We start from the raw sequence: 25,925 nt of genomic DNA on the forward strand, positions 1-25,925 counted from the left end.
TCATGCTCTGTCGACCATTGGTCATCGGCACTATAAAAAGGAAAATTTTGATGCAGATGTTGGGAGTAGATATTGGTGGGTCCGGGATCAAGGGTTGCCTGGTCGACACCGAGACCGGGGAACTGATTGGCGAGCGCCACCGCATCCCTACGCCGCAGCCGGCCACCCCGGCCGCCGTGGCGCACACCCTCAAGGCGCTGGTCGAGCACTTCCAGTGGAAAGGCCCGGTGGGCTGCGGCTTCCCTGCCACCATCCACAACGGCATCGCCAAGAACGCTTCCAACATCGACAAGAGCTGGATTGAGACCGATGTCGCCCATCTGTTTGCCGACGTGACCGGCCTGCCCTGCCACGTGCTGAACGACGCCGACGCGGCCGGCCTCGCCGAGATGCGCTTTGGCACGGGGCGGGATCGCAAGGGGATCATCATCCTCATCACGGTGGGGACCGGCATCGGCACCGCCGTCTTCGTCAATGGCCAGCTGCTGCCCAACACCGAGCTGGGGCACCTGATCCTGGAGGGCATGGTCGCCGAGCACTACTGCTCCGACGCGGTGCGCAAGCGCGAGGATCTCTCGTGGAGCCGCTGGGGCAAGCGCTTCAACAAGTACCTCGCCAGGCTGGAGTTCCTCTTCTCCCCCGACCTCTTCATCCTGGGGGGCGGCAGCGCCGCCAAGCTCGACAAGTTCATCGACAGGATAGAGACCCGCGCCCCCCTGGTCGCGGCGGCCAGCCTCAACCAGGCCGGCATCATAGGGGCTGCCCTCTACGGTGCGTCCCGCGAGGGGGAGTAGTCCCTCCCCGCTCTGAACTCGGGGGCCCGTCCCTTGCCGGCCCCCAGCCATCGGGTCAGATGTCGTCGAATCGATGGGCCCCGTGCACCAGCCGGGTCAGGCGGGATTGTGCCATCGAGGCCAGGGCCTTCAGCAGTGCCACCGTGCCCGGCGTGGGGCACTCCCGGGCCAGGCGTGACAACTCGCCGATGAGCTTTTCCTCCTGCCGCGACGCCAGCGCCACTATCTCTTCCGGCCGAGTCCCGGCCTCCAGCGCCAGGCGTTCGCACTCCGCCAGCAGATCCTCGTTGAATCCCTGATCCAGCCAGGTCTCCCTGACCGCCTTCCCCATCTGCTCGCGATAGTCGTGCAGATGGGCCGCCGCCGCGTCCTCCCGCCCCTGCAGATAGGCCAGCAGCATCCGGCTGCGTTCCCCGTCCACCCGGGAGATCTGGCGCCCATAACCGAGCCCCTGCTGGTGATGAAGCTGTTCGAGATACAGCATCAGGTCCTTGATCTGTTGAAATCGCATCTCTCCTCCCTCCTGGCATCCACCTTCTGCCAGTATAAGGAGGCGGCGCCTCGCCCCGGCCGATAACAGGTCACTTATTGTTCTGCATCAAGGAGATGGAGAAGAAATAAAAGAAAAGAAGTGCGCGCATGGCGGACAGCGGTGCCGGGACGACAACCGGTGATTTTTCCACCACGCCCCCGGGAGAAAACATCAGATCGTCAGTTTATGGGTGATTATCCAGGTTATATTCGGCCATGAATCATCATGTCAGAATCTAATATTGGGACTCTCCCATGTCCCGTTGTGCCATAGTCAATGAGCGGCAATTCTTATCCATTTTTTAGACGTCTAGACGTAGAAACATACGTTGACACGGCCATCCGGACATCTTAGCATCATCCTCCATGATGGCAGTGTCACCCAGTGAAACCTCTGCCCAGTTCACCCGCCTGTAGCGCCCTGTGCTTTAAGGCTGTTAGCACGGAAGAATCCATGATTAAGTTGATCGGTCTCAACAAAGTCTACGGTAAAGGCAGTGATGCCGTGCACGCCCTGCGTGATGTCAGCCTGCATGTGCCGCAAGGCAAGATCTTCGGGGTGATCGGCGCCTCCGGTGCCGGCAAGAGCACCCTCATTCGTTGTGTCAACCTGCTGGAGCGCCCCACCGAGGGCCAGGTCATCGTCGACGGCCAGGATCTGGTCGCCCTGAGCGAGCGGGATCTGACCCAGGCTCGCCGCCAGATCGGCATGATTTTCCAGCACTTCAACCTGCTCTCCTCCCGTACCGTCTCCGCCAACATCGCCTTCCCGCTGGAACTGGCGGGCTGGAGCAAGGCGCAGATCCAGGCCAGGGTCGATGAGCTGCTGGCCCTGGTCGGGCTGGAAGCCCGCGCCCACGCCTATCCGTCCGAGCTGTCCGGCGGTCAGAAGCAGCGCGTCGCCATCGCCCGCGCCCTGGCGCCGGCCCCCAAGGTGCTGCTGTGCGACGAGGCCACCTCGGCCCTGGATCCCCAGACCACCCGTTCCATCCTGAGCCTGCTCAAGGAGATCAACGTCAAGCTGGGGCTCACCATACTGCTCATCACCCACGAGATGGACGTGGTGAAGGGGATTTGCGACGAAGTGGCCATCATCAGCGACGGCCGCCTGATCGAGCAGGGCGAGGTCGCCTGGTTCTTCAGCAATGCCAAGACCCAGCTGGCCCGTGACTTCATCCACTCCACCATCCACCTGGAAGTGCCCCAGGAGTATCAGGATCGGATGAGCCGCGATCGGGTGCCCGGCAGCTATCCCCTGGTGAAGCTCGGCTTCACCGGCACCACCGTCGATTCACCGCTGATTTCCGAGGTGAGCCGCCGTTTCAACATCGACATCAGCATCCTGAGCGCAGACATCGAGTACGCCGGTGGCGTCAAGTTCGGCTTCCTGCTGGCGGAACTGTTCGGGGACGAGGCCCAGTGCGAGGCCACCCAGCAGTTCTTCATCGACAACCACATTCAGCTGGAGGTAATGGGTTATGTCCGAAGCAATGATTAATCTGCTGATCTCGGCCCTCGGCGACACCCTGATCATGGTGTTTGCCTCCGCCCTGTTCGGCTGCCTGCTCGGCCTGCCGCTCGGCGTGGCGCTGCACGTGACCAAGGCCGGCCAGATCCTGGCCAACCCTGTGCTCAACAGGACCCTGGGCGTCATCGTCAACGTCGGTCGCTCCGTGCCCTTCATCATCCTGCTGGTGGCCATCATCCCGCTGACCCGCTTCATCGTCGGCACCAGCATCGGCACCATCGCCGCCATCGTGCCGCTGACCGTCGGCTGCATCCCCTTCATCGCCCGCCTGGTGGAAGGGGCCCTGATGGAAGTGCCTGACGGCCTGCTGGAAGCGGCCAAGGCCATGGGGGCCAAGCCCCTGCAAATCATCGCCAAGGTGCTGCTGCCCGAGGCCCTGCCGGGGATCCTCAACAGCATCATCATCACGCTCGTCACGCTCGTTAACTACTCCGCCATGGCCGGTGCCATCGGGGGCGGTGGTCTCGGCGATGTGGGCATTCGCTACGGCTACCAGCGTTTCGATCCGACCGTCATGCTGGTCACCGTGGTCATCCTGGTGGTGCTGGTTCAACTCATCCAGAGCGCGGGTGAGCGCCTGGTCAAACAATGTGATCATCGTTAATCGTCGATTTCTGACAGGAGGTTTTTATGAAATTGGGCATCAAATCCGCGGCGGCAGCCCTGCTGGCTACCCTGGTACTGGTCGGCTGCGGCCAGAAAGAAGAGAACAAGACCCTGAAGGTAGGCGCCATCGCCGGTCCCGAGACCGAGCTGGTGGAGACCGCGGCCAAGGTGGCCAAGGAGAAATACGGTCTGACCGTCGAAGTGGTCACCTTCTCCGACTACGTCACCCCTAACGTGGCTCTGAACGACGGCAGCGTCGACGTCAACGCCTTCCAGCACAAACCCTATCTGGACGCCCAGATCCGTGATCGCGGCTTCAAGCTGGTACCGGTTGGCAACACCTTCGTCTACCCGATCGCCGGTTACTCCAAGAAGATCAAGGCGCTCTCCGAGATCCAGGACGGTGCCCAGATCGCGGTGCCGAACGATCCGACCAACCTGGGTCGCTCCCTGATCCTGCTGGAGAAGCAGGGCCTGCTGAAGCTTAAAGAGGGTGCCGGTCTGGAAGCGACCGTGCTGGACATCGTCGACAACCCGCGTAACTTCAAGATCGTCGAGCTGGAAGCCGCACAGCTGCCCCGCTCCCTGGAAGACGTGGATCTGGCCATCATCAACAACACCTTCGCCGGTCAGATTGGCCTGACCCCGACCGAGAACGGCCTGTTTGTCGAAGACAAGGAGTCCCCCTACGTCAACCTGATCGTTGCCCGCGAAAACAACAAGGACGACGAGAAGGTCAAGGAGTTCGTCCAGTCCTTCCAGACCGACGAGGTCTACAAGAAGGGTACCGAGCTGTTCAAGGGCGGCCTGGTGAAAGGCTGGTAATTGTTCATTCAGTAAAAAAGGCCACGCTTTGCGTGGCCTTTTTATTGGGCGCCGCTATCATATCCGCGAGCACGGCAACACGAACGTATTGATCACATGAAAAAATGGTATCTGGCCTACTGCAAGCCAAAAGAAGAGGCCCGCGCCCGCGCTCATCTGGCTGCCCAGGGCGTCGAATCCTATTACCCCATGGTCGAAATCGAGAAGCTGCGGCGGGGCAAGCGGGTTCCCCAGCGTGAACCCATGTTCCCCAACTACCTGTTCATCTATGTGGATCTGGAAGAGGTGACCCCGGTGACCCTGAAATCCACCCGGGGCATCAGCCGCATCATTCATTTCGGCAAGGAGTGGACCCCCGTCAGCAGCCAGCTGATCTACCGGCTGATGAGCCGGGACGACAGCGACGAGGCGCGCGCCAGCTATGCCCGCCTGCCGTCCCAGGGGGACAAGGTCCTCATCGAATCGGGTCCCCTCGCCGGGTTCGAGGCCATCTATCTGGAACCCGATGGCGAGAAGCGGGCCATCCTGCTGGTAAACCTGCTCAATCAGGAGACCTGCAGCAGCTTCGAGAATCAGTCCTTCCGCCGTCTGGAATGACGGCGCAGGGGGCTATCCACATCGAGAAGCCCTCCTCTCCTGCTGGTGAACCGGCTCGTCGGAAACCAGACCATCTGGAGTGACATCTCCCAGTTCCCACCTTTGGGCCCAATAAAACGGGGCAGACCTCCCGGCCTGCCCCTTGCGCTCTCCCGTACCCTCGTCAGGCATTCAGATCGAACCGGCTGATGGTCGAGGTCAACCTGCCCGTCTCCCGCGTCAGCCGGGCGGCGATCTGCTCCCCCTGCTGGCTGTGCTCGCTGGACTGGTGGCTGAGCCCGGCGATCTCCTCCACCGTGCCAGCGACCTCCTGGGCTACCCTGGACTGCTGCTCGGTCGCCGCGGCGATGGCGGCAAGCTGGCCGCTCAGATCCTGCACCAGCAGCGTCATGGCGTTCAGGGTCTCGGTCACCGAGGCCATGGCCCCCCGTCCCTGCTCCACCAGCAGGGTGCCACTGCCCACGGTGTCGGCAGTCTCCCGGGTCTGCTGCTGGATGCTGGCGATGGTCTGGTTGATCTCCATGGTCGACGCGCTGGTGCGGCTCGCCAGCTGCCTCACCTCGTCGGCCACCACGGCAAAGCCGCGGCCCTGTTCGCCAGCGCGGGCCGCCTCGATGGCGGCGTTGAGGGCCAGCAGGTTGGTCTGCTCGGCGATGGTGGCGATTACCTCGGTGACGCGCCCCACCTGCTCGCTCTGGCTGCTGAGCTGCGTCATCGCCTGGTTCGCCTGGGCTATCATGGCGGCAATCTGCGCCATGGTCGCCCCCATGCGCCCGAGTGCCTGCTCCCCCTGCCTGGCCTGAAGCTCCGTCTCGCGGGCCGCCCCGGCCGCCCCCGCGATGTTGCCCGCCACATCCCGGGTGCTGACCGACACCTGCTCGATGGCCGCCGCCACCGAATCCAGCCGCAGGCTCTGGCTCGCCAGATCGTCCGCGATGGCATTGGTGGTATGGCCGACTTCCCGGCCTGCCCCCTCCACCTGCGCGACTGCCCCCTGGATCTCCCCCACCAGCTCGCGCAGCTGGGCCGACATCCGGTTGATGGAGCCCGTCAGGCCCCCCAGCTCATCCTGCCTCCGCACCGGCAGGGGGTCGAGCGGTAGCCGGCCATCGGCCACCAGACCGGCCCGTTTCACCAGGCTGGCGATGTCCCGGGTCAGACGCCGGCTGAACAGCAGGGCCACCAGGGTACCGAGCAGGATGACGCTGGTGGTCGCCAGCAGCAGGGTGCGGTGAATGGTCTGGCCGGCGGCGGTCATCTCCCCGGCCATCTTGTCCACCTCCCCCCGGGTATGGCTCACCTGGGTCGCCAGCCGATCGGCGAGCCGGGTCAGGGCGGGTTCGATGTCGGTGGCCATCAGATGATTGGCCCGGTTCCAGTCCGGTGACTGGCGCTTCTCGATCACCTGGCCGACCAGCTCGGCGAAGGGGGCCGACATCTCCTCGAACAGTGTCCATAGCCCCTTCTGCGCCTCGGTGAAGTGCTCCTGCTGCTGTTTCAGCTCCGCCACCCGCTGCTGGTGAAACTGGTAGTAGTCCTGGTATTTGTCGCGGTACTCCTTCTCCCCCGAGATGAGGAAGTCCCGCAGGGCGGAGAGGGCGTTTGCCAGACCGTTGTAGGCGTCCCCCACCTGCTTGAGCAGCAGACGGCGATCCCCCGGCAGCGCCGCCTCGGGCGTCGCCACCTCTTCGTTGGCGATGGATTGCAGCTGATCCAGGGCGGCCTCCGCCAGGGGGCCCGCCTCCAGCAGCATCAGGGTATGGGCCGGCAGGTTCTCCTCGGTATGGGCCAGGGCCCAGACCTTCTCCTGGGCCCCCTTGAATGCCTTGAGGTCACGGGTCAGGGCGGGGGCGAAGCGCTGGCGCTCGATGAGGTGCCAGGCCCCCTCCCACTCCTGCTGGATACGCGCACCTTGCACCGGGTCCTTGCCGAGAATGAGGTAGGCCCGCAGGGAGGAAACGGTGGCGATCAGGGCCTTCTGGCTCGCCTCGTCCCGCTGCAGGGCGGGCAGGGTCTGCCCCAGCAGGGCCTCCCGGGAGCCCTCGATCCGGCCGAGCTGATGGTAGACGAGGGCGGAGGAGAGAATGATCAGCAGATTGATAAAACAGAAGCTCAACAGCAACTTGCTTGATAGTTTCATGTACATCCTTGTATCGCGACGGGCATCCTGCCCTGATTTAGTGCCCGATCAACGCGGGCAGCCGAGCCAGCCAGGCCTCGTGCCACACGCTCAGCTCCTCGCTAGGCATGGGACGGGCGGAGAAGAACCCCTGGCACTGATCGCACCCCAGCTTCGCCAGCAGCTGCCAGGTGGCCTCATCCTCGACCCCTTCGGCCACCGATTTCAACCCCAACTTATGGGCCAGTTCGATGCTGGATTCGATGATGGCGAGCCGGGAGGGATCCTCATAGCAGCGATCGACGAAGGATCTGTCGAGCTTGAGCTCGGTGAAGGGGAGCAGGGCCAGCTGCTGCATGGAGGAGTAGCCGGTACCGAAGTCGTCGATGGAGAGGCCGAAACCGTGCATCCTCAGCCGGGTCAGCACCTCCAGCGACTTGCCGAGATCCTTGACGAAGGCGCTTTCGGTCACCTCCAGTGTGATGAGTTCGGGGTTGATACTCCAGCGCTGGCAGTGATTGAGCAGGGTGTAGCACAGATCCCCCTCGATGAGCGAGGTGGTGGAGAGGTTCATCGACAGGTTGAGCGAGAGCCCGGTCTGCGCCCAGAGGTGACCGTCGCGCAGCGCCTTGCCGATGATCACCTCGGTCAACTGATCGATAAGGCCGTTGTGCTCCGCCAGCGGGATGAAGCGAGCTGGCGAGATGAGGCCGTACTCCGGGTGCTGCCAGCGGGCCAGCGCCTCCATGCCGACCCAGTCCCCGGTGTCGAAACTCACCTTGGGCTGATACCAGGGCAGCAGCTGGTCCTGCTCCAGGGCCCGACACAGCTCGTCCAGGGTGAGGTGATAGCCGTCCTCCTCCTGACTGCGCGCCATCTCTGGACGCCAAGCCGCGATCAGCTGGGCGATCTGCTGGGCCGAGGCGGGCTTGTCGATGCGTCCCAGCACCTGCAGACCATAGGCCCGGCTCATGCGCAGCACGGCATCGACCACATCGTCCTCCAGGGCGCTGCACAGCACTATGCCGCCGCGAAACCCGCCAAGAGAGAGGCGACGCAGCAGGGCCATGCCATCCATACCTGGCATGCGCAGATCGCAGAACAGGATGTCCACCTGATGGTGCTGGCACAGAGCCAGTGCCTCCTCTCCGTCCTGTGCCTCCAGTAGCCGGCCGTAGCCAAGGCCGCGGATCTGGTGCATCAGGGCCTTGCGCTGGAAGCTGTGATCCTCCACCACCATGATCACCAACTCATGCCGTGCATTATTCATCGAGCCATAACCCCGTTTCACCTCTGATAGCGTCCATCAATCCCTGTACCGTCCGAGCCAGCTCGTCGAGACTGTCCACCTGCTTCAACCGGGCAGCCGCCTCCAGCCTGGCCGCCTCTTCCGCCAGGGGCGTCTGGCCCACCATGCGGGCGGCCCCCTTGATACGGTGGGCGGTCTCCACCAGCGCCTGGGTATCCTGCCTCGCCAGGGCCTGTTTCATGTCCTCGCCATCCTGCTCATTGGCCTCCAGATATTCGATGGCCATGCTGCGCGCCACCCCCTCGTCGCCGAACAGGGTCAACCAGCTTATGCCTGACGCCTGGGCCCGGGCTTGCCGGGGAGAGATTGCCCCCTCGTGTGCGCCCGGCGCGGGCAACCAGCGCATCAGGGTCTGGCGCAGGACCTCCAGGCTGTAGGGCTTGAACAGCATGTCATTCATGCCGGCCTCCCGCATCTGCTCGATCGCCTCCTCCGAGGTATCGGCCGTGACCCCGATAATGGGAGCTTCATCTCCCGCAGTACGCAAGGCCCGTGCCAGGGCATAGCCATCCCTCACCGGCATGTGGCAATCCGTCAACAGCAGGGCAAAATCCTGCCCCTGCCAGGCGCGCAGCGCCTTCTCCCCGTCATCCACCACCTCGGACTCCAGCCCCAGGATGGCCAGCTGGCGAGCCAGCAGCGCTCGGTTGACGGGGTGATCGTCCGCCACCAGCACGCGGCCGCCGAGCTTCTCCCCGGGCACTTGCAACGCCGGGCTCGGCCCCTGGCTCAAGAGCTGCTGGCAAGTTTCCAGCAGCAGATCGGGATAGAGGGGAGACTGGCCGAGCCGCCACCAGGCATCGCTGTCCAGGCGGCCACGCAGCGCCTCATGGGGGGAAAGTACTATGCCCTTGAGCGCGGAGTGCTGCAAATGAGCCAGCCAGTCGCTGCCGAGGGCCTGCTCCAGATGGCCCTCCTGCGCCAGCAGGTACCCCGAGGGGGGCGGCTGCCACTGGCGGGCATCCAGCCGCCGCAGGGTAGCGCCGAAGCGTGCCATCACCGACTGCAAGGCTTCGTCCTCGCCGTACCACCACCATGTCTGACCGGCCAGGGGCGGCGCATCCCACTGGCTCTCGGCCAGGGGGATCGCGAAGGTCACCGTCGTGCCTATTCCGGGTTTGCTCTCCAGCGTCAGGCTGCCACCCATCTTCTCGGTCAGCTGATGGCAGATGGCGAGCCCGAGCCCGGTGCCGCCGAAGCGCCGGTTGATGTCCGACTCCACCTGCTTGAACGGGATGAAGAGGTTGTCCTGTTGCTCCGTCGCGATGCCGATCCCGGTGTCCCGCACCCGCAGGGTGAGCCTGTTGTCGTGGTAGTCCACCTGGATGGCAATCTCCCCCGCCTCGGTGAACTTCACCGCGTTGTTCAACAGGTTGGAGATCACCTGACCCACCCGCACCGCGTCTATGCTGGCCTGATCCGGCACCGCCAGCCCCCATGCCAGCGTCACGTTGAGCCCCTTGCCATAGGCCAGGGCCGCATGGCCGCGGATGATGTCGCAGATGACCGAGGTCAGCCGGCAATGGTGAGGATGCAGCTGCAGTTGCCCCGCCTCCATCTTGGAGAAGTCCAGGATGTCGTTGACCAGATAGAGCAGGTGGTTGGTGGAGGTCGCAATATTGCGCAACATGTAGCGCTGATCGTCGTCCAGCGCGCTCATCTGCAGCAGCTCCAGCATGCCGTGCATGCCGGAAATGGGGGTGCGCAGCTCATGGCTCATGGTGGCGAGGAAGCGGCTGCGGGCCTGGGTTGCCTCCTCCGCGACCCGCCTGGCCTCGCGCAGCTCCAGTTCCTGGCGCTTGAGCTTGGTGATGTCCTGCACCACCCCGTTCAGGATGACCCCGTCCATTCCCTCCTGATGTACGAAGTGACCCCGGATCTGCAGGTAGCCAGGCTGTCCCTGACGCTGGATCTCCACTTCCAGATCCAGCGGCTCCATGGCCCTGGCATGGCGTGCGACCGTGGCCACGAACTCCTCTTGAGCCTGTCCTTTCAGCCCCAGGATAGTGGATCCCCGGGTCATCTCGGTCACCGGATCCGTGTCATGGCCCATCATCTCCTTAAGCCCCTGGGAGGTGTAGAGGAAGCGCCCCTCGCCCGGCCCCAGCCACTGATACTGATAGACGACTCCCGGCATGCTGTCGGTGATCTGGGTCAGCCGGGTCTGGGCCTCCTGGGCCGCAAACCTCGCCTGCTCCAGCTCGGTCACGTCGGTCAGCACGGTCAGGATCCCGAGTCGCTTGCCGTCGGGCCCCACGAACAGGCGCTTGGTGTAGATCATCTGGTGCGGGCTGCCGTCTTCATTCTGGTGCTCGCCACGGCCACGCAGCTCCTCCCCGCTCTCCCACACCCGGGCATCCTCTTTCATGACCTTGATCCGGATCGCCTCCGGCAGCTGATGCTGGAGCAGCCGCTCGTAGGAGCCCTTCAGGTTCTCTCCCCCGAAGAAAACCTGTCGGTACGCCTGGTTCGTCATCGCGACCTCGTAGTGCTCGTTGGTCAGTACCACCAGGTTCGGCAGGGCATCGAGCATCATCTGGACGAACGCCAGCTGCTCCTCGAGCCGCCGCTCCGCCTCCCGTCGTTGACTCATCTGGCGGCGCAACGTCCGGTTCCAGCCCAGGAACAGCAGCAGGCTTAACAGGAAGAGGCCGACTCCGAGGGAGGACCAGAGCAGCACCTTGTGGGGATCCAGCCCCGTCTGTATGGTCAGGGAGAGCCACTTCTTCTCCAGGGCGGTCAGCTCCTCCGGCGGCAGGGAGAGCAGCACCTTGGTCATGATCTGCTGCAGCATGGGATCCTGCAGGTGCGTGGCCATGGCGATGGGAACCCGCAGATCGCTGCCGGAGAAGACCACCTGGTAGCGATCGCTGAATCCCTTCTGCAGCGACTGCCCAAGCAAGGTCACCCCCATCAGCACATAGTCGACCTTCTGCGCATCCAGCAGCGGCAACAGTTCGGCGTCACTCCCGACGGCAACGGACTCGGCCCCCATTTCCCTCAGCAGGGACTGCTCCACCGAGCCTCCCACCATGCCCACCCTGCGTCCCTTCAACTCCTTGAGGCTGGCCAGCTCGGCCGTGCCCTGCCTGGCCACGACCACCCGGTTGAGGGAGGCGAAGTGGGGGGTAAAGCGGGCGAACTGCTGCCGCTCCGCGGTTGGGGTCATGGCCGGGATCAGATCCAGCTTGTGTCCCTGGAAGAGCTCGACGGTCTGGGCCCAGCTCCTGGTCGGCACCAGGGTAAACTGGAGCCCGGCACGCTGGCTCATCATCGCCAGCAGGTCGGCGACGAACCCCTTGAGCCGCCCCTGATCGTCGAGCTCGCTCATGCCGGTCCACTGCGGAGCGACCCCGTAGCGGATCACCGGGTGCGTTTGCAGCCACGCCTGCTCCTGCGCCGTGAAGGCAATCGCCCTGCTCTCCTGCACCAGGTCGTAGTCGAGAATGCCCCCCGCCTCCAGGATGCGACGGCGCTCCAGAGGGGATATGTCGTCGAGGGCACGCTCCAGCAGCCCCTGCAAGGGTGCCTGATCCGGGGCGACCGCCATGGTGAGCGAGGAGTCCCTCATCCAGTCCACCGTGGTCAGGGTCATGCCCGCCATGGCTTGCAGGCGACTCAACATGGGGAGATCTGCCAGGTAGGCGTCCGCCCTCCCCTCCTTGAGCATGAAGATAGCCTCGTCCCGGCTGTCGACCGTGACCAGGTTCGAGATGCCAAGGTGCAGCAGCGCGTCGCAGGCGCCGACGCCGAAGACGCAGACCCAGCGCACCCCATAAGCCTCCTCCAGGGAGAGGCTCTCCCGTCCCCCGACCAGCAGGACGGCGCGGGGCAGCGCCATCAGCTCGGTGGTGAACAGCATCCGCAAGGTGCGGGTCGGGCTCGGCGACGCGCCAAACAGCATGTCTATCTCACCATCCAGCAAGGCCTGCTGCAGCGCCGCGTTGCTGACATAGGTCCGGTAGTGCACCCCGAGCCCCAACCGCTGCGCTATCAGCAAGGCAAACTCGTTCAGGGGACCGGTGAAATTGCCCCGGCCATCGGTATAGACATAGGGAGGCCAGGCCGTCGTCGGCATGCCGATCACCAGTTCGTCGTGGGTCGCGAGCCAATGCTGCTCGGCCGGTGTGAAGACGCTTCTGTCCATGTAAGACGAATGCGCCGTCGCCACCAGGCTACAGCAGGTCAACCAGCAGAACAGGATGAGGTGGCAACAGCGGCGGAACATAATCAACTCCCTGACAGACTGGGGGGATCATAGGGGGTTTGACCCCTTTAAAACATATAAATTGCCGTCGTGCCTGGGGGCAAAGAAAAATGGCAGGCCCAGGCCTGCCATCCACGAGATGGGGGGGCTTGTGCCCCTCCCCTCAGGTTATTCGATTCCCGAGCCGGAAACCGGTTTGAAACTCCCGCTCACGGATATGGGCGACGTGCACTTGTTGTCCTTCCAGCCCGATGTCCTTGAGCAGGGCCGGGGAGAGGTGCAGGTAGCTGACGCGACGCTCCAGCCGGGTGATCCGTTTTTGAACCAGGGTCTCGACGTGGCGCAGCAGGGTGAGTTCGATAGACATAATCATCTCCAGTTGAACGTGCGGTTCTCCCGGAGAGAGGTGATCACCCTGCGGGACAACCGCGGGTGATGGAAAAGCAGGTGTTACCTATTCCCTCCACGCGGTGAATAAAGAGCACGAGTCTTCGCGCTGCCAGAGCAGCGATCGAACGCAACGTTTAGCATGGAATGTTGCATATTCGTCTCCTTACCGTGTGAAAGTTGAACAAGTTGCCACAGTGTAAAAAAACACCGAATTTTACGCAATATCGCTCCCACCCATATGGGTGGGGGCAAGACACCGTCATATGCCGGACAACAGCCGGAACTCCTCCAGCGCATAGGTATCCGTCATGCCGCTCACGTAGTCGAGCAGCAGGCGCACCCGGTAGTACCACTCCTGCTCGGCCTCCTCGGCGAAGCGCGGATCCCGGCTCGCCACCGCCAGCCGATACGCCTTGAGGTGGCGGGCCGACAGGCGGTGGAACAGCCGCCTCGCAAAGAAGAGCTCGCTGCCCCCGTCACCGGCCAGCAGCCGCTCGAACTGGCTGGCAGGCAGGGCCAGCAGACAGGCATAGGTGGAGAGCACGCCGCGCAGGGCGGCGTAGCCCTCCAGCTCCAGGGCCTCCACCTCGGGGCGCATGAACACCTGCGCCTTCGCGACTTGTTTGAGCACATCCAGCACCCGGGCCGCCGGGGCCTGGCCGTGCAGCAGCGCCCTGGGGTAGGCGCCGCTCAGTATGCTCTCGTGCTCGCTCACATAGGTGTGGGCCGCCAGTGCCACCAGATCCCGGGTCAGCTGCTGGCGGAAATGGGGGAAGAAGCCCCGGCCCGAGGCCAGCGCCTCGTCGAGCAGGGCGGCCATGTAGTCTCCCTGATCGGCCGTGCGCAGCGCCGTCAGCAGCTCCCCCTGGGTGAGGATATGCCTGTCCACCGCATCCTCCAGATCCGCAATGCAGTAGGAGATGTCGTCCGCCGCCTCCATGATGTAGACCAGCGGATGGCGGCACCCGGGCGCCAGCCCCAGGCTCTGGCCGAGGGCGCTGTAGAGGGGTTGCTCGCTGAAGAAGATGCCGCGCTTGCTGGTCCAGCCATGATGCTGGCCATAACCCTGGGGACTGTGCAGCCCCGGCTGGGGCTGCTGCGGGTATTTGCACAGGGCCGCCAGCTGGCCCAGGGTGAGGTTCAATTCGTGCAGGCTGTGCACCAGCCGCAGGCTCTGGGCATTGCCGTCGAACACCAGCAGATCCTGGCGAAGCTCGGCCCACTGGGCGCTCGGCAGCCGATCGTGGGCGCGGGCGAAGAGGTCGTCCAGCGCCTGAGCCAGCCACTGGCTCATCACCTGCTCGCCGAAGTGGCCGAACGGCGGGTTGCCCACGTCGTGCAGCAGGCAGGACATCTCCACCAGATTGATAAAGGCCCCCTCGCACACCGTGTTGGCAGGCAGCAGGGACAGGATGCGTCGGCTGATCTGGCGGCCGGTCTCCTGCACCTCCAGGGAGTGGGTGAGGCGGCTGCGTACCGAGGCCTTCACGTCCAGGGGGAAGACCTGGGTCTTCTGCTGCAGTCGGCGCACCGGCGCCGCCTGCACGATGCGTGCGCGATCCTGTTCGGTCGCCTCCAGCAGGCTGCCGTCGCCCCAGGGGTGGATGCGCTCGGGGGTTATCAAACGGTCATACATGGTGTGGCTCCTTGCCAGCGGCTCCCGGTGGCGTCACGACAGCAACCAGCGCCGCAGGCGAGCGATATCGCCCGGGTATTCCCGGCGCAGCGTCTCAATCCAGTCTTCCACGTTCTCCCACCAGGCGGGGTGATCCGGGCTCTGGATAAGCTGGGCCGTCTGCTGCAGCCGGCGCAGGCCGATGGACCCCGCCGCCCCTTTTATCTTGTGTGCCTCCTCCACCACGCCGGCCTGATCCCGGGCGATCATGTTGGAGTCCAGCACCGCCATGTAGTCCGGCATCATCTTCTCGAACAGCTCGACGCTGGAGAGCAGCACCGGCTTGCCGACCGTGCTGGCGTAATCGGTGAGGAAGGGCAGATCCAGCAGCGCATCCTGGTGGTGGGCATCATCCTGCTCGTCCGCCTCGTCGTCGGCGAGATCCGCAAACAGGTGACCAATCACTTCCCGCACCGCCCTGGAGCCGAGCGGCTTGTTGATCACGTCCTGCATGCCGTGATCCCGGTAGTACTGGCGATCTCCGGTGGCGTTGGCGGTGAGCGCCACCATGGGGGGCAGGCTGTCGCCATAGCGCGCCAGCAGTTGCTCAGCCACATCGAAGCCGGTCATGTCCGGCAGCTGGATGTCGAGCAGGATCAGATCAAAATCGTCCGGATTGGCCATGGCCAGCGCCTGGGCGCCATCCCGGGCCACCTTGACCTGGTGGCCGAGCTTGTTCAGCAGGGCGCAGGCCACGGTCACGTTGAGCTCCACGTCCTCCACCAGCAGGATGTCGAGGGAGGGCATCTCGGGCTCCGGGGCCGCGGCCTGGGGCTCGACGCATGCCACCTCCAGCTCTGCGGTGAAGCAGGAGCCCTCACCCGGATCGCTGTCCACATAGAGCTGGCCCCCCATGGCCTGCACCAGCTGGCGGGAGACCGCGAGGCCGATGCCGGTGCCGGTGGCGTGCTTCTTGCCCTGCACCTGGTAGTACATGGCGAAGATCTTCTCCTGCTGGGCACGGGGAATGCCTACCCCAGTGTCCTCCACCTCGAAGTGCAGCGCCAGCTTGCCCGGCGCGTCGGCGGCGTGGGCGAGGCAGCGCACCGTTACCCCTCCTTCGTCGGTGAACTTGACCGCGTTGCCCACCAGATTCCACAGCACCTGGCGCAGCCGGGTTCCGTCCGCCATCACGAACTGCGGCATGTCGCCATCCCGGTCGAAATGCAGATAGAGCCCCTTCTGCTCCGCCTGGATGCGCGACAGCGTCTCCAGCTCGTCGAGGAAGGCGGGCAGATCCAGCGGAGCCGGCGCAATCTCCAGCCGGCGACGGTCCAGTTTGTCCAGATCGATGATGTCGTTGAAGATGTTGCCGAGCGTGACCGCGCTCAGGTGGATGGTCTTGAGCTGCTGCTGCTGTTTCGCATCCAGCGGCGTGTCCATCAGCATCCGGCTCAGGCCGACGATGCCGTTCAAGGGGGTACGCAGCTCGTGGCTGATGGTGGAGATGAAGGTGGTCTTGTCCCGGCTCGCCTTCTCCAGCTTGTCCTGGTACTGCTTGCGCTCGGTGATGTCGCGGCCAAAGCCGAGCAGGCCGAGACGCTTGCCGAAGCGGTCGAAGAAGGGCACCTTGCGCAGCTCGAAGTAGGCCTTGCGACCGTCCGGGTACTCCAGCCACTGCTCGTAGGTGAGGGGTTCGTTGCTGGCGAAGACCTGCTTGTCGGTCTCCACCACCTTGCTGGCGATGTCGTGCTTGTAGACGTCGAAGGGGGTCAGGCCGATGAGTTCCGCCTCCACCTTGCCGGTCAGCTCCTCCATGGCGCGGTTGCAGCCGGAGAATTGCTCGTCCTCGTTGCGGTAGTAAACCAGGTCCGGCGAACAGTCGATGAAGGAGCGCAGCAGGGCGGTGCGCTCCCCCAGGTGCAGCTGGGCCTTCTCCCGCTGGAACACCTCGTTCTCCAGATCCTCGATGGCCTGCTGGCGCAGGGTCTCGGCCCGGTTGGTCTCGGCGATCTGGGCGTTGAGGCGGCTGATGTTCTCCTGCAACTGGCTGTTGAGCTCGAGATCCCGCTCCCGCATGTCCTGCAGCTTGCGCACCATGCGGGTCAGCCGCTGCCGGGAGTCTTCCAGCTGATCCACCACGATGGAGAGGAAGTAGACGGCCCAGGGGGTGACCAGCAGGCCGAAGAAGACCGAGCGCACCAGGTCGACGATGTCCACGGTGCCGCGCAGAAACAGGGTGACCCCCATCTGGATGGAGACCGCCAGCACTATGATGCCGGTCGCCAGGAGCATGCTGAATCGCACCAGCCCCAGCTTGGTCATCAGGTCGACGTAATATTGCGCCCAGGATTTGATCTGCTTCATCGCGGTATTTTCTCCCCTTTTATTGCGCAAACAGGATACCAGTACGGCGCCCTGAACTCTTGCCCGCCGCACCATAAATTATTGATTAACGTCACACTCCGACTGGAGTAGCATGCCCGCCATGCGTCAGTCAGCGCCGGTTCAGCCTGCCAGGCCGGATCTTGCTGACTCCCTTGTCATCCGTTATGTCAGGAGCACTCCCGATGCGCAATCATGTTCTGTTGAGTCTTGGCCTGCTGGTCGCCAACGCCGCCCACGCCGACCTGGGCGAGATCCCCAAGCAGTCAGGCTGGTCCGGCTTTCTGCTGGGCGGGGTCAACGCCACCAGCTACGAGTCCAACTTCTATGCCGGCGATGACAGCAACAACCGCATCCAGGATCTCGGCTCCCCCGACAGCGAGAGCGGCCTAAGCCCCCTCATCAACGCCGACATCCGCTACACCTTCGCTGATACCCGCACCCAGATCTTCCTCGGCAACCTGATCCAGGACGCGGTGCGCTTCGACTTCACCCAGCAGTTCGGCCTGCGCCAGGAGATGGGCGACAAGGGCATAGTCGCGACCTCCCTGGTGTTCAACCTCATGCCGGTGAAGCTGTGGAGCGATCCCTTCGCCACCGGGGTGGATCGCAGCGAGACCGATCTCGAGTCGAAGGGGGTGCGTTTCGCCTGGGACAGGATCTGGGGCAGCAACTTCTACGGCACCCTGACCAGCCGGGAAGTGGAGCTCGACGAGGAGCGCAGCGGCCAGCAATACGATCTGACCCACGGCACCCACTACGCCCCCATGCTGGATCGCAACGGCAAGATCCACGCCATTGAGCTCTCCTACCAGTGGCACCTCGCCGGCAACCAGCTGCTGGAGCCCGCGATCCTCTACAAAGAGGCAGATCTCGACGGCAGCGCCGAGAGCTACCAGAACACCGGCCTGCAGCTGACCTATGCCAAACGCGGCCCCCAGTGGTCCATCGTGAGCAACGTCTATGGCGGCAAGCGCAAGTATGACGAGGCGAACCCCCTGTTTGGCCAGCGCGCGGATGCCAGCGAGTTCGCCCTCAACGGCACCTTCTTCTGGCACAACCTGTTCGGGGTGAAGTCCCTCTCCTCCACCTTCACCCTGGCCTACTCCAGCGCCGATTCCGACATCGACTTCTACGACAGCCAGGCCACCCGCGTCAGCACCGGCCTGCTCTACAACTTCTAGGCCCTTTGCCAACGAGAAAGGCCACCCTCTGGGTGGCCTTTCTCATGTCTTGTGCCGGCGCGATCAGATGCCGAGGGAATCCAGCAGATCGTCGTGCTCGTTGCTCGCCGGGGCGGCGGCCGGGGCCGGCTTGGCCGCCAGCTTGGCCTGGGCGATCAGCTCGTCAGGATCCACCTCCTCCTGCACGCCGCCATCGTGAATCCGGATGAACTCCGTCTTGTCCATGGCCAGCTCCAGATAGAAGATGTTGTTGCTGGCGGTGAAGAAGGTGACCCGGCGAGTCTCGGGGTTGTCTAGGTTGGTGTCCACGCTCAGCATCACCTGCTTGTTCAGAGCCAGCATCTTGGGCTGGTTCTGGGTGATGTGGGTCTGCAACTCGCGCCCCACCTTGGTGGTGAAGCTGCCGACGATCTGGTTCATCAGCTCGCCCATGACGTTGCTCACCTCGTCAGAGGTGTGGGAGATGGCGAGATCCTCCTTGGAGAGCCCCATGCTCAGCATGTAGCTCTCGTAGAGCTCCATTGCCGCGGCGGCGGAGAAGTTGATCACCACCAGGCCGGAGAAGCCACCGTCAAACAGCACGAAGCAGCCGATGTCAGGCTTGAGGCAGGTCTTGCTGATCCGTTGCACCATGCCGGAGAAGCGCACCTGGGTCTGGGTCGCCGCACTCAATACGCTCGTCACCGAATTGCACAGACTCAGCAGCACATCCTCTGTGGTCAATACGGCATCATCCTCGGATCTTGTCACTATCATGGAACCTTCCTGCTGATCGAAAAAATAGGCTTGTCTCGCTTGCCGCCCATGTCATCACGCACGGGCGCGAGACGCTAACAGATTGCATGCTCCCGATGCGCAAAGCGGGAGCCACCTCTCACTTGATGCAATTATCGTCCGGCCAGGGCTGGAATCCAGCGAGGGGAAGCAACCGGGTTCGCCAGTTATCGGCCGCGGTTTGCAATGCTTGCGTCTCATAGGGCACGGCGGGGTGAGCACCCCAGATGGGACCTGGCCAGGCGGCATCCGAAGCGAAGCGGGCGACGTGGTGCAGGTGCAGCTGGGGCACCATATTGCCGAGGGCCGCCACGTTGATCTTGTCCGGGTTCAGCGCCTGCTCCATCAGGGTGGCAACGGCGCAGGACTCCTGCATCAGCTGCTGCTGCTGCGCAGGGGGCAGGTGGTGGATCTCCCGCAGGTTGGCGACCCTGGGCACCAGGATAAGCCAGGGATACTGGCTGTCCCTGGCCAGCAGGACGCGGCAAAGGGGCAGATCCCCGAGGACACGGGTATCCGCCTGCAGGCGGGGATGCAATTCGAACATGGGGGCCTCGCTGGTCAACATGGGCACGTCAGGGGATGAGAGTGCCCACGTTACTGCAACGGGAGGCAAACTTAAAGGCGGGGCACTGCCCAGCCGATGAAGCGCTTGCGAAGCTCGGGGTCCGCCTGCAGGAAGAGCTGCTGCAACTGCCCTTCCAGGGCGCTGGCCGGGACGGTGGCTGCCTGGGGGATCGGGGTAGTCTGGGTGACGGGCGCCACGCTGGCCAGCACCGCAGCGCCCGTGCCACGGTTGTACTCCATCAGCCTGGCATGCCAGTCCATGCCTATCTGCATCCCCTGCACCACCAGCACATCCTGCTGCACGCCAAGGGGCTGCCCACCGGCCACCAGGCCCAGGGTCGGCGCACTGGCGTAGCGCTCCATCCCCTTCTCGTCGCTGGGCACTGTGGCCTGCAGACGCACCGACTGCCCGCTGGCCTCGTAGCGAAGCACCTGGGGCTCGGAGCGGATCTGGCGATCGTTGTCGCTGCTGTTGCGGCTCGGGATCACCCCCTCATAGCGCACCAGCAACTGCTGCACCCCGTCCGCCAGCACCGCGTGCTGCTCGTCCTGCACCTTGCCCGCACTCACCGCCAGGATCTGGAAATCCCGGGGCACCTCTACCCTGACCTCGGCCTGCACACCGGCGCAGCACAGCAGCGCAACGCCTGCCCAACCCTGATGACGCTTCATTCCCTGTCTCTCTCATTTTCGCGATGATGGCGCAGGGTAGCAGCCCCATATGACAGAAAAATAACGGCCCCCTGGCTCACCGCAGCAGGTAGTGGGGGCGCTCGGCGAACCACTGGGCCAGCACCTGTTTGAACAGCCGGATCTTGCGCGGCACCCGCCGCTGCTGGGCGTGCAGCACATGGATCGGGTGCAGCCCGGTCTGCCAGCTCTCCAGCACCGGTACCAGCGCCCCCCTCGCCAGGCTGGCCTCCACCAGCATCAGGGGACACTTGGCAAACCCCATGCCCGCCCGGGCCAGCTGCAGCACGGTGCTGTAGTGGTTGGCCCGCACCTTGCCTTGCACCAGGATGCGCGCCTCCTCCTCCCCCTTGCGAAAGTGCCACTGCTCCCAGTCCGGGTTGTGCCCCTGCAGCAGGCAGGGACGCCCTCCCAGCTCATAGGGGGTGGCGGGGACCCCCTCCCGGGCCAGCAGGGCGGGGCTGGCCACCACCACGTCCTTCAACTGCCCGAGGGAGAGCGCCACCAGGTTGTCGGGGATGCGGCTCATGGCGCGCAGGGCGATGTCATGCTCCCCCTGGCTCATGTCGATCATGGCGTTGGTGAAGTTGAGCTCCACCTGGACGCCGGGGCAAAGCTCGGCGAAGCGGGCAAGCAGATCGCTCACCATGCTGTCCCCCGTGCTGACCGGGCAGGTGAACCGCAGTCGGCCGCCGTCCTCCTCGGTCAGGGCCTGGATGTCCTGCTCCGCCTGGCGGGCCAGTGCGAAGATCTCCCCCGCCTGCTGATAGAGGGTCTTGCCCGCCTCGGTCAGGCTCAGCCGGCGCGTCGTGCGCTGCAGCAACTGGGCATTGAGGGAGGACTCCAGGGCGCTGACGTGGCGGCTCAGCATCCCCTTGCTCACCCCCAGGGTATCGGCAGCGGCGGAGAAGCTGCCCCGCCGCACCACCTCATAGAAACTGCTCAGATGGGCGATGTCCATCCATTAGCTCCAATACGGAAACAATGGGTTCATCATAAGCGCTTTTTCTCTCTTTTCATCCAGCTATCATCAACCTATCCCAACCAGGAGTGACGCAGATGAAAATTGTGATTGTGGGTGCTTCCGGCACCATAGGCTCCGCCGTGAGCGACCTGCTGGCCAAGGAGCACCAGGTGATCCGGGTCGGCCACAGCCGGGGCGATGCGACCGTCGACATGCGGGACCAGGCCTCCATCCAGGCGCTGTTCGACCAGATCGGGACCTTCGACGCCCTGGTGGTCGCCAGCGGCAGCGTCGCCTTCAACGCCCTGACGGAGATGAGCGACGAGCAGTGGCAGCTGGGCCTCCAGAGCAAGCTGATGGGCCAGATCAACCTGACCCGGGCCGCCATCCCCCACTTGAGCGATCGGGGATCCATCACCCTCATCAGCGGCATCCTGAGCGAGGACCCCATCAACTGGGGGGTGAGCGCCACCACCATCAACGGTGCCATCGAGCACTTCGTGAAGGCGGCCGCCTGCGAACTGCCCCGGGGGCTGCGCATCAACGTGGTGAGCCCCACCGTGCTGGAAGAGTCCATGGGTAAATACGCCGACTTCTTTCCGGGCTTCGTGCCTGTGCCCGCCGCCAGGGTGGCCCAGGCCTACAAGAAGTCGGTGCTGGGAGTGCAGACCGGCCAGATCTTCCGGGTCAATGGCTGAATTCACCGGACACACCAATGAAAACGGGCCCCGTCATGGGGCCCGTTTCCTTATCCGTTTTGAGAACACCTCGCCCGCCATCAGCAAACGTTTGTTCACCAGCGGCAAAAAATGCGCCCGGTCTCAGTCGATCAGACCGTACTGCTCGTGCAGCACCTCGATGATCTCCTGCTTCGGATTGGCACTGCGCACCAGCGGCTGACCGATGATCTTCTCGGCGATCCCCACATAGGTGTTGGAGATGTCCATCATCACCTCGGTGGGCAGCTTGTTGTCCCGGGCCAGGGCGAAGCGCTCCGGCATGCGGTTCTTGTTGAGCAGGATGTCCGGATCCGGGAAGTGGTTGAGCAGCCACTGGCGGAAGCCCTCTTTGGACTTCTCCACGATCTCTCCATGACGCAGGGCGGCGCCATCCCAGATACGGGAACTGTCGGGGGTGCCCACTTCGTCCATGTAGATCAGCTTCTCGTTGCCGGCGGCGTCGGTCACGTAACCGAACTCGAACTTGGTGTCGACGAAGACCTGATCCAGCGCAGCCAACGCCTCGCTGATGACGTTGAAACCTTCCTTGAGCAGCGCCTCGTAGCGGTCGATGTCCGCCGGGGAGCGGAAGCCGAACGCCTGATGGTGACGCGCGATGTCGCTGCGGGAAACGTTGACATCGTCCGCTTCCGGCACACCGTCCAGCCCCTTGAGGATCCCCTTGGTGGAGGGGGTGATGAGGATCTCGGGCAGCTTCTGATCCTTCTTGAGCCCTTCGGGCAGGGTGATGCCGCAGAACTCGCGCTCGCCATCCTTGTAGGCACGCCACATGGAGCCGGTGATGTACTGGCGGGCGATGGCCTCGATCATCACGGGACGGGCTTTTTGCACTATCCAGACGAAGGGGTGCGGGATGTCCAGGATGTGGCTGTCCGCCAGCCCCTTCTCCTTGAACAGCTTGAACCAGTGGCTGGAGATGGCGTTGAGCGCCGCGCCCTTGCCCGGGACGCCGTTCAGGCCGTCCACCCCTTGCCAGATGCAGTCGAAGGCCGAGATACGGTCGCTGATCACCATGAGGGCCAGCGGCGTATCGGCCGGCACATCATAGCCTTTCTCTTTGATGAGTCGGGCACTGTCTGCGGGGGTCAACCAGTAGACGCTGCGCACTTTGCCGGAATGGACAGGTTTATCGGTACGGATCGGCAAATCGTCGTTCACCGCCAATACTTGATCTGCAAGACTCATGGCTAATAACACTTCCTGTTGTGGGACTAGTAAGACAGGCGCACAGGCCCCTGTCTGTGGGGGATTCTCATCATCAAGCCCGAAGGCTCCTTGCCGTCGGCCCGACATGCAGGCCCTGCGGCGAGTCGGGCATAACAAAACAGGGGCGCGAGGCCCCTGTTTTCATGTTTATTTTGTTCCCTGATCGGCCAAGCCCTTGGCAAAGGCCTCGGACAGGCTGATGTACATCTGGGAGATGACGCCAGACGAGACAGGCTTCTTGTCCTTGTCGAACAGGGTGATGGAGGTCTTGCCCCCCGCCATCTCACCGAGCTGGAAGCGGTACTTGTCTTCCTCCAGCTTGAACGGTTCGGCACCCTTGGCCTGCCAGAATTCGCTGCCCGGATCGTCATACTCGACGTCGATCCAGCCCAGGGACTGCTGGGTATCCTTGATGGTGAAGCCGTAGGCCGGCAGCACCTGGTTGAGGCGGCGCCAGACCTGGTCAAACGACCCCTCGGCAATCCAGGCGCTCAGCTCGTTGTTGTCCAGTCCCAGCTGCAGCCCCATGCCATCGCTGGACTTGTGCTGTTCCCGGGCCTTGAGCTGCTTGTCGTAATAGAGGGAGAACTGGTTCAGGGCGCGGGTCGCGTAGCGCTGGGCATCGGCCGGCGTCAGCTCGGTGCTGGTCTCGCCATCGATGGTCTCTTCATGATCCAGCACCCGTACCGACATCATGGTGGCGTGGCGCTGCTCATCGTTGCGCAGGGTGAACTGGTAGCGCTGGCGGATCTGGAAGTCATCATCCTCTTCCGCCCAGCCATCAAGCACGGCGGAGTTGTCGAACCAGCCGGTCTGCAAGACTCCAGCCTGCTGATCCAGCCTCTCGGTGGTGACCTTGTGTTCGGCCAGGAAGTTCATCAGGAAGGCCCAGGTGTCGCGCTCGACGCTCTGGCTGGTGCTCAGGGCATAGAAGGCCACGGTGGGTTCGCTGGCATTGGCCACCACCTGGCTACCCGGTACCACGGTCAGCAGCTGGGCAGGAGGACGCACGTCCACCTTGGCCCCGAGGGCCCCCTCACGGCTGCTTTCCGGCAGGGCGGGAATGTCGAAATTGCTGTTAAAGGCGGGGGTACTCAACCCGGCGGGCACAAGGAAGGCGCGGCCTTCGAGGCGGCTCTCTTCGTACTCGAAACCACGGTTGGCCATCTTGCGATCCTGAGGCGAGCTACAGGCGGCCAGCACGGCCACCGTCGCGACACTCAGCACCAGGCGCGCTGCATTTCCCTTTCCATTTGCTTTAAACACTCGCCATCAACTCCGCAGTCGTCAGTGCTCGCGCCATCGCCTGTTCTCCCTCTGGGGTGAGGTCGGTCAGGGGCAGGCGCAAGGTCGCCGTCGCCATCAATCCCAGCTGGGCACAGGCCCATTTCACCGGGATGGGACTCGGTTCGCAGAACAGAGTCTGATGCAACGGCATCAATCGATTGTTGATGTCATGAGCCTGCCCGGCATCACCGGCCAGCGCAGCACAACACATGTCGGCCATCTGGGGCGCCGCAATATTGGTGGTGACCGAAATGACTCCGTCGCCCCCCTGCAGCATAAAATCACATCCGCTGGCATCATCGCCACTATAAAGCGCAAAATCCGGCCCGCACAGCTCGCGCAGCAGCGGGGTGCGACTCAGATCGCCGGTCGCCTCTTTCAAACCGATGATGCCGGGCACCCTGGCCAGACGGGCCACCGTCTCAGGTTTGAGGTCACAGCAGGTGCGACCGGGCACATTATAGAGAATTTGGGGCAGACCACTAGCCTCGGCGATCGCACAATAGTGACGATAGAGGCCTTCCTGGGTGGGTTTGTTGTAATAGGGGGTGACCGAGAGACCCGCCACCACGCCGGTGCTGGCGAAACGCCTGGAGAGGGCGATGGCGTGGGCCGTGTTGTTGGAACCGCATCCTGCGATGACCGGAATGCGTCCTGCGGCATACTCCACCGTCTTTTCGACGACGGCGATGTGTTCCTGTTCGCTCAGGGTGACCGACTCTCCCGTCGTGCCCACCGCAACGATGGCACTGGTGCCGGCATCGACATGATATTCAACCAGTGCAGCCAGACTGCTCCAATCGATGTCACCCGAGGCCAGCATGGGGGTAACGAGCGCAACAATACTACCGCGTAACATGGATAATTCTCCCGATTTTCAGGGGCGTAATGGTAAAGCTGCCCCTTTTGAAAAACAAGGGAGGCAAGGGACAAGCCGTGTTACCATCCGCCACAAAACGTATGGATGCACGAGGGCAGGACAGGGCCCGGAGCAGGGTGTCATGCCCGCCAGCAACGCTCGCTGTCTCCGCATTCGCAATAAATGGACGAGAGACGATTTATGACTCACTACCTGGTCGTAACGGCCATCGGCACGGACAGGCCTGGCATCGTCAATGAGGTGACCCGCCACGTCAGTGGCTGCGGTTGCAACATTGTCGACAGCCGTCTTGGCATCTTCGGCAACGAATTCACCTTCATCATGCTGCTGTCCGGTGACTGGAACAGCCTGATGCAGCTCGAAATCAGCCTCCCCCTGCGCAGTCAGGAGTGGGATCTCATCACCATGATGAAGCGCACCGAGCGCCACCAGTCGCTGCAATACGACATCAGCGCCAGCGCCGAGGTGCTGATCCGGGATCAGCCCGGCATCGTAAGCCAGTGTACCCAGTTCTTCAGCGATCACGGCTGGGACATCCAGGCCATGCAGACCATGACTCTCGAACAACAGCCGTTCAACCTGCTCAAGGCCAACTTCCAGTTGAACCTGGCCAAACAGGGGGACGAGAGCGGCTCCAAGGCCGCCTTTGCCGGTTTCTGCCGCGAACTGGGCGCCGAGTCATTCGAATTCATCATCAACCACAAGTACGCCTGACGGCGTTTGGAGA

Annotated in this window: 22 protein-coding genes; 8 read left to right on the forward strand and 14 right to left on the reverse strand. The window is 63.6% G+C overall.

Translation table 11 applies throughout. The features are described from left to right. The first annotated feature begins 50 nt into the window (after positions 1-50). Positions 51-794 (forward strand): polyphosphate--glucose phosphotransferase, encoded by a 744-nt coding sequence (ppgK, locus tag I6L45_RS02250; RefSeq protein WP_043758227.1) that lies wholly within the window; start codon positions 51-53, stop codon positions 792-794. Positions 795-849: 55 nt separating this feature from the next. Here the strand turns inward: ppgK and I6L45_RS02255 are convergent, their stop codons facing one another. Further along, positions 850-1,305, reverse strand: a complete 456-nt coding sequence (locus tag I6L45_RS02255; RefSeq protein WP_216983340.1) for a hypothetical protein — start codon at positions 1,303-1,305, stop codon at positions 850-852. Positions 1,306-1,779: 474 nt separating this feature from the next. Here I6L45_RS02255 and metN point away from each other — a divergent pair, with 474 nt between their 5' ends. The 4 genes from metN (at position 1,780) to rfaH (ending at position 4,881) form a co-directional block, all read left to right on the forward strand. Continuing rightward, positions 1,780-2,823, forward strand: a complete 1,044-nt coding sequence (gene metN, locus I6L45_RS02260) for a methionine ABC transporter ATP-binding protein MetN (RefSeq protein WP_043758223.1) — start codon at positions 1,780-1,782, stop codon at positions 2,821-2,823. Continuing rightward, positions 2,804-3,457 carry a methionine ABC transporter permease gene (locus I6L45_RS02265; protein ID WP_043758222.1) on the forward strand — a complete coding sequence of 218 codons (654 nt, stop codon included), beginning with the start codon at positions 2,804-2,806 and terminating at the stop codon, positions 3,455-3,457. The genes metN and I6L45_RS02265 overlap by 20 nt, the downstream gene beginning before the upstream one ends. Positions 3,458-3,483: 26 nt before the next feature. Then, positions 3,484-4,284, forward strand: coding sequence for a methionine ABC transporter substrate-binding lipoprotein MetQ (gene metQ / locus I6L45_RS02270; RefSeq protein ID WP_043758219.1), 801 nt, complete (start codon positions 3,484-3,486; stop codon positions 4,282-4,284). 96 nt (positions 4,285-4,380) lie between these two features. Next, complete coding sequence (gene rfaH, locus I6L45_RS02275; protein ID WP_043758217.1) at positions 4,381-4,881, forward strand: transcription/translation regulatory transformer protein RfaH; 501 nt, start codon at positions 4,381-4,383, stop codon at positions 4,879-4,881. A 163-nt stretch (positions 4,882-5,044) separates the two neighbouring features. Here rfaH and I6L45_RS02280 read toward each other — a convergent pair whose 3' ends face one another. The 6 genes from I6L45_RS02280 to arcB form a co-directional block, all read right to left on the reverse strand. Next, positions 5,045-7,021, reverse strand: a complete 1,977-nt coding sequence (locus tag I6L45_RS02280; RefSeq protein WP_216983341.1) for a methyl-accepting chemotaxis protein — start codon at positions 7,019-7,021, stop codon at positions 5,045-5,047. A 37-nt stretch (positions 7,022-7,058) separates the two neighbouring features. After that, positions 7,059-8,270, reverse strand: a complete 1,212-nt coding sequence (locus tag I6L45_RS02285) for an EAL domain-containing protein (RefSeq protein WP_167576824.1) — start codon at positions 8,268-8,270, stop codon at positions 7,059-7,061. Then, positions 8,263-12,537: a transporter substrate-binding domain-containing protein gene (locus I6L45_RS02290; RefSeq protein ID WP_216983342.1), complete on the reverse strand. Its 4,275-nt coding sequence runs from the start codon at positions 12,535-12,537 to the stop codon at positions 8,263-8,265. Before I6L45_RS02290 ends, I6L45_RS02285 begins: the two co-directional genes overlap by 8 nt. Positions 12,538-12,679: 142 nt before the next feature. Next, on the reverse strand, positions 12,680-12,883 hold the full coding sequence (locus I6L45_RS02295; protein ID WP_134696418.1) for a hypothetical protein: 204 nt from the start codon (positions 12,881-12,883) through the stop codon (positions 12,680-12,682). Positions 12,884-13,165: 282 nt separating this feature from the next. Next, positions 13,166-14,542, reverse strand: coding sequence for a dGTPase (dgt, locus tag I6L45_RS02300; protein WP_216983343.1), 1,377 nt, complete (start codon positions 14,540-14,542; stop codon positions 13,166-13,168). 33 nt (positions 14,543-14,575) lie between these two features. Further along, positions 14,576-16,888 carry an aerobic respiration two-component sensor histidine kinase ArcB gene (gene arcB / locus I6L45_RS02305; RefSeq protein ID WP_216983344.1) on the reverse strand — a complete coding sequence of 771 codons (2,313 nt, stop codon included), beginning with the start codon at positions 16,886-16,888 and terminating at the stop codon, positions 14,576-14,578. A gap of 203 nt (positions 16,889-17,091) precedes the next feature. On the opposite strand from arcB, the gene I6L45_RS02310 reads away from it, so the two are divergent. Then, positions 17,092-18,090 (forward strand): DUF2860 family protein, encoded by a 999-nt coding sequence (locus I6L45_RS02310; RefSeq protein WP_216983345.1) that lies wholly within the window; start codon positions 17,092-17,094, stop codon positions 18,088-18,090. 63 nt (positions 18,091-18,153) lie between these two features. Here I6L45_RS02310 and I6L45_RS02315 read toward each other — a convergent pair whose 3' ends face one another. From I6L45_RS02315 to I6L45_RS02330, 4 genes are all read right to left on the reverse strand, one after another. Further along, positions 18,154-18,846: a DUF3334 family protein gene (locus I6L45_RS02315; protein ID WP_043758200.1), complete on the reverse strand. Its 693-nt coding sequence runs from the start codon at positions 18,844-18,846 to the stop codon at positions 18,154-18,156. Between the two features lie 118 nt (positions 18,847-18,964). Further along, on the reverse strand, positions 18,965-19,411 hold the full coding sequence (locus tag I6L45_RS02320; protein WP_043758265.1) for an HIT domain-containing protein: 447 nt from the start codon (positions 19,409-19,411) through the stop codon (positions 18,965-18,967). 71 nt (positions 19,412-19,482) lie between these two features. Then, on the reverse strand, positions 19,483-20,103 hold the full coding sequence (locus I6L45_RS02325) for a DUF2057 domain-containing protein (RefSeq protein WP_216983346.1): 621 nt from the start codon (positions 20,101-20,103) through the stop codon (positions 19,483-19,485). Positions 20,104-20,179: 76 nt separating this feature from the next. Next, a complete protein-coding gene (locus I6L45_RS02330; RefSeq protein ID WP_216983347.1) occupies positions 20,180-21,082 on the reverse strand; it encodes a LysR family transcriptional regulator in 903 nt (300 codons plus the stop codon). 98 nt (positions 21,083-21,180) lie between these two features. Between I6L45_RS02330 and I6L45_RS02335 the strand changes: the two genes are divergently transcribed. After that, a complete protein-coding gene (locus I6L45_RS02335; protein WP_210547952.1) occupies positions 21,181-21,783 on the forward strand; it encodes a short chain dehydrogenase in 603 nt (200 codons plus the stop codon). 123 nt (positions 21,784-21,906) lie between these two features. Here the strand turns inward: I6L45_RS02335 and I6L45_RS02340 are convergent, their stop codons facing one another. From I6L45_RS02340 to dapA, 3 genes are all read right to left on the reverse strand, one after another. Continuing rightward, positions 21,907-23,010, reverse strand: a complete 1,104-nt coding sequence (locus I6L45_RS02340) for a phosphoribosylaminoimidazolesuccinocarboxamide synthase (RefSeq protein ID WP_216983348.1) — start codon at positions 23,008-23,010, stop codon at positions 21,907-21,909. 168 nt (positions 23,011-23,178) lie between these two features. Next, positions 23,179-24,297 (reverse strand): outer membrane protein assembly factor BamC, encoded by a 1,119-nt coding sequence (gene bamC / locus I6L45_RS02345; RefSeq protein WP_043758184.1) that lies wholly within the window; start codon positions 24,295-24,297, stop codon positions 23,179-23,181. Further along, the gene (gene dapA / locus I6L45_RS02350; protein WP_216983349.1) at positions 24,290-25,177 is read right to left on the reverse strand and encodes a 4-hydroxy-tetrahydrodipicolinate synthase; all 888 of its coding nucleotides are present in this window, start codon (positions 25,175-25,177) and stop codon (positions 24,290-24,292) included. Before dapA ends, bamC begins: the two co-directional genes overlap by 8 nt. Positions 25,178-25,378: 201 nt before the next feature. On the opposite strand from dapA, the gene I6L45_RS02355 reads away from it, so the two are divergent. Continuing rightward, a complete protein-coding gene (locus tag I6L45_RS02355) occupies positions 25,379-25,912 on the forward strand; it encodes a glycine cleavage system protein R (RefSeq protein WP_043758179.1) in 534 nt (177 codons plus the stop codon). Positions 25,913-25,925: the final 13 nt, after the last annotated feature.

Origin of the sequence: Aeromonas sp. FDAARGOS 1415, assembly GCF_019048365.1 — a bacterium.
Lineage (GTDB): Bacteria > Pseudomonadota > Gammaproteobacteria > Enterobacterales > Aeromonadaceae > Aeromonas > Aeromonas taiwanensis.

Bases quoted from the DNA above. Each gene is read 5' to 3' on its own strand.
- ppgK (WP_043758227.1), top strand. From the start codon at position 51: ATGCAGATGTTGGGAGTAGATATTGGTGGGTCCGGGATCAAGGGTTGC.
- I6L45_RS02255 (WP_216983340.1), bottom strand. From the start codon at position 1,305: ATGCGATTTCAACAGATCAAGGACCTGATGCTGTATCTCGAACAGCTT.
- metN (WP_043758223.1), top strand. From the start codon at position 1,780: ATGATTAAGTTGATCGGTCTCAACAAAGTCTACGGTAAAGGCAGTGAT.
- I6L45_RS02265 (WP_043758222.1), top strand. From the start codon at position 2,804: ATGTCCGAAGCAATGATTAATCTGCTGATCTCGGCCCTCGGCGACACC.
- metQ (WP_043758219.1), top strand. From the start codon at position 3,484: ATGAAATTGGGCATCAAATCCGCGGCGGCAGCCCTGCTGGCTACCCTG.
- rfaH (WP_043758217.1), top strand. From the start codon at position 4,381: ATGAAAAAATGGTATCTGGCCTACTGCAAGCCAAAAGAAGAGGCCCGC.
- I6L45_RS02280 (WP_216983341.1), bottom strand. From the start codon at position 7,021: ATGAAACTATCAAGCAAGTTGCTGTTGAGCTTCTGTTTTATCAATCTG.
- I6L45_RS02285 (WP_167576824.1), bottom strand. From the start codon at position 8,270: ATGAATAATGCACGGCATGAGTTGGTGATCATGGTGGTGGAGGATCAC.
- I6L45_RS02290 (WP_216983342.1), bottom strand. From the start codon at position 12,537: ATGTTCCGCCGCTGTTGCCACCTCATCCTGTTCTGCTGGTTGACCTGC.
- I6L45_RS02295 (WP_134696418.1), bottom strand. From the start codon at position 12,883: ATGTCTATCGAACTCACCCTGCTGCGCCACGTCGAGACCCTGGTTCAA.
- dgt (WP_216983343.1), bottom strand. From the start codon at position 14,542: ATGTATGACCGTTTGATAACCCCCGAGCGCATCCACCCCTGGGGCGAC.
- arcB (WP_216983344.1), bottom strand. From the start codon at position 16,888: ATGAAGCAGATCAAATCCTGGGCGCAATATTACGTCGACCTGATGACC.
- I6L45_RS02310 (WP_216983345.1), top strand. From the start codon at position 17,092: ATGCGCAATCATGTTCTGTTGAGTCTTGGCCTGCTGGTCGCCAACGCC.
- I6L45_RS02315 (WP_043758200.1), bottom strand. From the start codon at position 18,846: ATGATAGTGACAAGATCCGAGGATGATGCCGTATTGACCACAGAGGAT.
- I6L45_RS02320 (WP_043758265.1), bottom strand. From the start codon at position 19,411: ATGTTCGAATTGCATCCCCGCCTGCAGGCGGATACCCGTGTCCTCGGG.
- I6L45_RS02325 (WP_216983346.1), bottom strand. From the start codon at position 20,103: ATGAAGCGTCATCAGGGTTGGGCAGGCGTTGCGCTGCTGTGCTGCGCC.
- I6L45_RS02330 (WP_216983347.1), bottom strand. From the start codon at position 21,082: ATGGACATCGCCCATCTGAGCAGTTTCTATGAGGTGGTGCGGCGGGGC.
- I6L45_RS02335 (WP_210547952.1), top strand. From the start codon at position 21,181: ATGAAAATTGTGATTGTGGGTGCTTCCGGCACCATAGGCTCCGCCGTG.
- I6L45_RS02340 (WP_216983348.1), bottom strand. From the start codon at position 23,010: ATGAGTCTTGCAGATCAAGTATTGGCGGTGAACGACGATTTGCCGATC.
- dapA (WP_216983349.1), bottom strand. From the start codon at position 25,177: ATGTTACGCGGTAGTATTGTTGCGCTCGTTACCCCCATGCTGGCCTCG.
- I6L45_RS02355 (WP_043758179.1), top strand. From the start codon at position 25,379: ATGACTCACTACCTGGTCGTAACGGCCATCGGCACGGACAGGCCTGGC.